The 5,969-nt window shown below is 69.9% G+C and carries 7 protein-coding genes; all 7 read left to right on the top strand.

What is annotated here, in order from left to right; genetic code table 11:
• Nucleotides 1-1,494, top strand: a 1,494-nt coding sequence (gene obgE / locus DI573_RS13440; protein WP_292815304.1) for a GTPase ObgE, incomplete at its 5' end; no start/stop codon positions are given.
• Nucleotides 1,491-2,315 (top strand): glutamate 5-kinase, encoded by an 825-nt coding sequence (gene proB / locus DI573_RS13435; RefSeq protein WP_292815302.1) that lies wholly within the window; start codon nt 1,491-1,493, stop codon nt 2,313-2,315. The genes obgE and proB, both read left to right, overlap by 4 nt.
• A gap of 40 nt (nt 2,316-2,355) precedes the next feature.
• Nucleotides 2,356-3,618, top strand: a complete 1,263-nt coding sequence (locus DI573_RS13430; RefSeq protein WP_292815299.1) for a glutamate-5-semialdehyde dehydrogenase — start codon at nt 2,356-2,358, stop codon at nt 3,616-3,618.
• 44 nt (nt 3,619-3,662) lie between these two features.
• Complete coding sequence (locus DI573_RS13425; protein ID WP_292815292.1) at nt 3,663-3,887, top strand: hypothetical protein; 225 nt, start codon at nt 3,663-3,665, stop codon at nt 3,885-3,887.
• 7 nt (nt 3,888-3,894) lie between these two features.
• A complete protein-coding gene (nadD, locus tag DI573_RS13420) occupies nt 3,895-4,494 on the top strand; it encodes a nicotinate-nucleotide adenylyltransferase (protein WP_292815290.1) in 600 nt (199 codons plus the stop codon).
• Nucleotides 4,491-5,651 carry a hypothetical protein gene (locus DI573_RS13415; RefSeq protein ID WP_292815287.1) on the top strand — a complete coding sequence of 387 codons (1,161 nt, stop codon included), beginning with the start codon at nt 4,491-4,493 and terminating at the stop codon, nt 5,649-5,651. Before nadD ends, DI573_RS13415 begins: the two co-directional genes overlap by 4 nt.
• Nucleotides 5,651-5,969: ribosome silencing factor (rsfS, locus tag DI573_RS13410; protein ID WP_292815284.1), on the top strand; the 319-nt coding region annotated here is incomplete at its 3' end. The genes DI573_RS13415 and rsfS, both read left to right, overlap by 1 nt.

Genomic DNA, 5,969 nt, shown 5'->3' with positions numbered 1-5,969 from the left:
GACCGTGTGACGTTGCATCTGCGTGCCGGAAAGGGCGGCAACGGCTGCGTCTCGGTCAAGCGCGAGAAGTTCAAGCCGCTCGCCGGCCCCGACGGGGGCAACGGCGGACACGGCGGCGACGTCGTCCTCGTCGCCGACCCGCAGGTGACGACGCTCCTGTCGTACCACCACTCGCCGCACCGCTCCGGCGGGAACGGCGGATTCGGCATGGGGGATCACCGCCAGGGGGCGGCGGGGGAAGCCGTCGAACTGCCCGTGCCGGTCGGCACGGTGGTCAAAGACCCCTCGGGCGAGGTGCTCGTCGACATGATCGAGCCGGGCATGCGTTTCATCGCGGCCCCCGGCGGCATCGGCGGTCTCGGCAACGCGACGCTGGCCAACCCCAAGCGCAAGGCGCCCGGCTTCGCCCTCCTCGGCACGCCCGGATGGGAGGGCGATGTCCTCCTCGAACTGAAGACGGTCGCCGACGTGGCCCTCGTGGGCTATCCCTCGGCCGGAAAGTCGAGCCTGATCGCGGCCATCTCCGCGGCGCGGCCCAAGATCGCCGATTATCCGTTCACGACCCTGCACCCCAACCTCGGCGTCGTGCAGGCCGGCGACAACCGCTACACGGTCGCCGATGTGCCGGGGCTCATCGAGGGCGCGAGCGACGGTCGCGGGCTCGGGCTGGAGTTCCTGCGCCATGTCGAGCGGTGCACGGCCCTCGTGCACGTGCTCGACTGTGCGACGCTCGACCCGGGACGCGACCCGATCTCGGATCTCGAGGTCATCCTCGCCGAGCTCGAGGCCTACCCCGTGCCCGAGGGGCAGGTGCCGCTGATCGATCGCCCGCAGGTGATCGCTCTGAACAAGCTCGACGTCCCCGAGGCCCGCGAGCTCGCGGAGCTCGTGCGGCCCGACCTCGAGGCCCGAGGATTCCGCGTGTTCGAGATCTCGACGGTGAGCCGCGACGGTCTGCGCGCCCTGACCTTCGCGCTCGGCGACATCGTCGCCGAGCACCGCGCCGCGAAGGCGGCGGAGCCCGTGCCCGAGCGCATCGTGATCCGGCCGCGCGGGTCGGAGAAGGACTTCGTCGTGCGTGTCGACGGCGGCACGTACGGCAACATCTACCGGGTGCTCGGCGAGAAGCCGGTGCGGTGGGTGCAGCAGACGGACTTCCAGAACGAGGAAGCCGTGGGGTACCTCGCCGACCGTCTCGAGCGACTGGGCGTCGAGGACGAGCTCTACCGCGCCGGCGCCGTGGCGGGCTCCACAGTCGTCATCGGCGAGGGTGACGGTGTCGTCTTCGACTGGCAGCCCTCCCTCTCCTCGGCCGCGGAGCTGATGACCGCTCCGCGCGGCACCGATCCCCGCCTGCTCGAGGGCAATCGGCGCACGACGTCCGAACGGCGCGAGCGGTACCACGCGCGCATGGACGCGAAAGCCGAAGCCCGTGCCGAGCTGGAACAGCAGCGGCTCGCGCGGCCGGCAGATCACGACGAGGACGACGCGTGAGCGCACGCGCGCGCGCCGACATCCCCGGTGCCCGTCGGATCGTCGTGAAGGTGGGCTCGTCATCGATCAGCGGTGAGAACGCCGGCAAACTCGAGGGGCTCGTGGATGCTCTCGCGGCGGTGCACGCGCGGGGCACGGAGCTCGTCCTCGTCTCGTCGGGAGCGATCGCCACCGGCATGCCGTACCTCTCGCTCGATGAGCGGCCGACCGATCTCGCGACGCAGCAGGCCGCGGCCGCGGTCGGTCAGAACGTCCTCATCTATCGCTACCAGGACAACCTGCGTCCCTACGGCATCGTCGCCGGCCAGGTGCTGCTCACCGCGGGCGACCTCGAGAATGCGACGCCGCGCTCCAATGCCCGACGGGCGATGGAGCGGCTGCTGGGGCTTCGCATCCTGCCGATCGTGAACGAGAACGACACGGTGGCCACCCACGAGATCCGCTTCGGCGACAACGACCGGCTGGCGGCTCTCGTGGCCCAGCTCATCGGAGCGGATGCGCTGGTGCTGCTGAGCGACATCGAGTGCCTGTACACCCGCCCTCCGGACGAGCCCGGAGCGCGTCCCATCGACCATGTGTCGTTCGGCGACGATCTCAGCGACTACGAGTTCGGCTCGGGAGTGGTCAACTCCGTGGGTACCGGAGGCGCCGCCACGAAGGCGTCCGCCGCGCGCCTCGCATCGCAGGCGGGCGTGGGAGTGCTCGTCACGAGCACGGTCCTCGTCAGCCCGGCGCTGGACGGCGCGGACGTGGGCACGTGGTTCGAGCCGGGACCGCGCACAGCCGGCCCCCTCATGACGGGTCCCGTCCACACGAGCTGAGCGCTCCCGCGCCCGGCCCCCTCGTCGGTAGGCTGGAGGGATGACCGAAACGACCATCGTGTCGGCGCGGGACCGGATGCTGCAGGCCAAGCGCGCCTCGCGCCAGATCGCGCTGCTCACAGATGCAGAGAAGGCGCGTGCGCTGCACGCGATCGCGGATGCGATCGCCGCAGCGACCCCGGAGATCGTCGCAGCGAACGCCGAAGATCTCGAGCGTGGCGCCGCGAACGGACTGACCGCCGCCCTTCTGGATCGATTGCGCCTGGACGCTCCGCGCGTCGCCGCCCTCGCCGAGGCCGTGCGCCAGATCGCCGGACTCGACGACCCCGTGGGCCGTGTCCTCGATGAGCGCACGCTTCCCGGTGGGGCGACGCTGCAGAAGGTCTCGGTGCCCTTCGGCGTCGTCGGATCGATCTACGAGGCGCGCCCGAACGTCACCGTCGACATCACCTCCCTCGCCCTGCGCTCAGGCAACGCCGTGGTCCTGCGCGGGGGATCGGCGGCGGAGCGCACCAACGCCGCCCTCATCGCCGCGATGCGCTCCGCGCTCGAGAGCCTCGGCATCGATCCGGAGGCGATCCAGACCGTCGACGAGTTCGGTCGCGACGGTGCGCGCGAGCTCATGCAGGCGCGCGGACTGATCGATGTCCTCGTCCCGCGAGGCAGCGCCCAGCTGATCGAGACCGTCGTCACCGAGTCGACCGTGCCGGTGATCGAGACGGGTGCCGGCGTCGTGCACATCGTCCTCGACGACTCCGCGCCCCTCGACTGGGCCCGCGACATCGTCGTCAACGCCAAGGTGCAGCGGCCGAGCGTCTGCAACGCGGTCGAGACGGTCCTCGTGGTGCGTGAGGGCGCCGCGCGGCTGCTGCCGCCGCTCGCCGAGGCTCTCGCCGCAAGGGGCGTCACCGTGCACGGCGATGACGAGGTCGCTCGGCTCGTCCCCGGCGCCGTGCCCGCCACCGAGGCCGATTGGTCGACCGAATACCTCAGCCTCGACGTGGCGGTGCGGATCGTCGACGATCTCGACGACGCGCTCGAGCACATCCGGACGTACTCGACGGGCCACACGGAGTCGATCATCTCGACCGACGATGCCCACATCGAGCGATTCCTCGCGGAAGTGGATTCGGCCGTCGTGATGGCCAACACCTCGACGCGCTTCACCGACGGCGGCGAGTTCGGCTTCGGCGCGGAGGTGGGCATCTCGACGCAGAAGCTGCACGCCCGCGGTCCCATGGGTCTGGCCGAGCTCACGAGCACGAAGTGGCTCGCGCGCGGCGCCGGGCAGACCCGACGATAGTTGCCTAGACTGGTCCCGCACGTCCCCCTGAGAACGGAGCCCCGATGCACTTCGCCACGACACTCCTGGCGGCCGCCGAAGAGGCGCACCACGGCAATGTGATGGCCGAAACGGTCATCGCCGGGATCATCGCCTTCGTGGTCTTCATCGCCCTCGCCGTCGTGACGTTCTCGTACCGCGACGTGGCCAACCGGCACGCGGGCAAGGCCGAAGCCTATGCCCACGCGCAGGGCACCGATCTCGAGCACAAGGCGGGGCACGGCCACTAGGTCGCGTATGTCGGTGGCTGGAGATCGACCTCGCATCGGGGTGATGGGCGGGACGTTCGATCCGATCCACCACGGTCACCTGGTCGCCGCCAGCGAGGTGGCACAGCATCTCGACCTCGACGAGGTGGTCTTCGTTCCCACAGGAATGCCGTGGCAGAAGTCGAATGTGACCGACAGCGAGCACCGGTACCTGATGACCGTCATCGCGACAGCATCCAACCCTCGTTTCACCGTCAGCCGGGTCGACATCGACCGAGGCGGACAGACCTATACGGTCGATACGCTGCGGGATCTGCGCGCTCAGCGGCCGGAGGTGGAGCTCTACTTCATCACCGGGGCGGATGCCGTGGCGCAGATTCTCAGTTGGAGGGACCATGATGGCCTGTGGGACCTCGCGCGCTTCGTCGCGGTGAGCCGGCCGGGGCACGTGCTCGACACTCGGGGGCTCCCCGATGACGTCGTCAGCCAGCTCGAGGTTCCCGCCCTCGCGATCTCTTCGACCGACTGCCGCTCGCGCGTAGCCCGCGGTCATCCGGTCTGGTACCTCGTGCCGGATGGCGTTGTCCAGTACATCAACAAGCATCACCTCTATCGGAGCACCGAATGAGCACACCCGATCAGCCGCTGACCCGCAAGCAGATGCGCGAGCTCGGTCGCACCGGCTCCGTGCCCGTGCAGACCGATACGAGCGATGAGCCCGAGCAGAGTGGACCCGCTCCGGCGGCACCGCTGCCGCGTGCAGCCGTGCCTGCCGTGGTCGCCCCCCTGCCCACACCCGACGCGCAGGTCGACCTGGGCGTCGCTCCGCTGACCCGCAGGCAGGCGCGGGAGCAGGAGCGCATTCGCACCGCCTCGGTTCCTGTGATCACGCCCGACGTCGCGGCCGAGCACCGGGCGGATCAGACGCCCGACGAGGATCAGACGCCCGACGAGCAGTCGCGTGACGAGGATCAGACGTCCGACGAGCAGTCGCGTGACGCGGAGGAGTCTCCTTTCCTGGAGACAGCCAGCCCCGACGCGGAGGATGCGACGGACGCGCCGGACGACATGGCTGAGGCGGCCGACGATCCTGAGCGGGGCGACCAGACCGATCGTGATGATGCCGACGCGGATGGTGCAGACGGTGCCGATGCGGTGCCGGCCCACGACGACGAACCCACGGATGCCGCAGACGATCAGCCATCCGAGGTCGATCTCACCGATGACGAATCGCCCTCCGAGCCTGCCGCAGAGGTGCTGCCCGAGCCCGTACCGGTGTCCGCGGCGACGGTGAGTCCTCAGTTCGGAGCCGAGCTGCTCAGTGGCGACGAGGTCGCCGCCACCCTGCCGCCCTCGTTCGACGAGCTCATCGCCCGGGGCGGTACCTCGACGGGAACGCTCGCGACACCGAGCGCGCTGATCCTCTCGCAGACGCCGTCCGCGCCGCCGCTGTCGGGCCCCGTCAACGCCACCGGCGAAGTCATCATCACCGGCTCCTACCACTTGCCCGAGGGGCTCGGCTCGCGCGGAAGCGTGCCGAGTTCCACCGACGGAAAGGATGTCGACGCTGTGCTCATCGACGGCGAGCTGCCGCCGGCATCCTCTCCCACGCCCATCGCGGCCAGTGCCGCGATCAGCACCGTGCGCGGCACGGGTGAGATCATCCGACCTCCCGCACCCGAGAAGGGCAGCAGACTGCTGTTCACGCTCGCCATCACGGCGGGTGTGCTGGCACTGGCGCTCGTGGGTGTGCTCATCATCGCCGTCGTGAACGGGGCTTTCTGATGACCGCAACGGACGACGCACGACGACTCGTGCAGATCGCCGCCGCCGCGGCCGACGCCAAGGGCGGTGAAGACCTCGTCGCCCTCGACGTCTCGGGTCCGCTGCCGCTCGTCGACGCCTTCCTTCTCGTGACGGGGCGCAACGAGCGCAACGTGGGCGCGATCTCCGACGAGGTCGAGGAGAAGCTTCTCGAGGCCGGCGTCAAGCGACTGCGGCGTGAGGGACGCGAGGAGGGCCGATGGGTGCTCATGGACTTCGGCGACCTCGTCGTGCACGTCTTCCACGAGCAGGAACGGGTCTACTACGGGCTCGAGCGCC

It is taken from the genome of Microbacterium sp. (assembly GCF_003248605.1).
Classification (GTDB): domain Bacteria; phylum Actinomycetota; class Actinomycetes; order Actinomycetales; family Microbacteriaceae; genus Microbacterium.
This window is presented reverse-complemented; position numbering and strand designations above follow the sequence as displayed.

Coding starts and splice junctions, on each gene's coding strand:
- DI573_RS13430 (WP_292815299.1), top strand. CDS start 2,356: ATGACCGAAACGACCATCGTGTCGGCGCGGGACCGGATGCTGCAGGCC.
- DI573_RS13415 (WP_292815287.1), top strand. CDS start 4,491: ATGAGCACACCCGATCAGCCGCTGACCCGCAAGCAGATGCGCGAGCTC.
- DI573_RS13425 (WP_292815292.1), top strand. CDS start 3,663: ATGCACTTCGCCACGACACTCCTGGCGGCCGCCGAAGAGGCGCACCAC.
- nadD (WP_292815290.1), top strand. CDS start 3,895: ATGTCGGTGGCTGGAGATCGACCTCGCATCGGGGTGATGGGCGGGACG.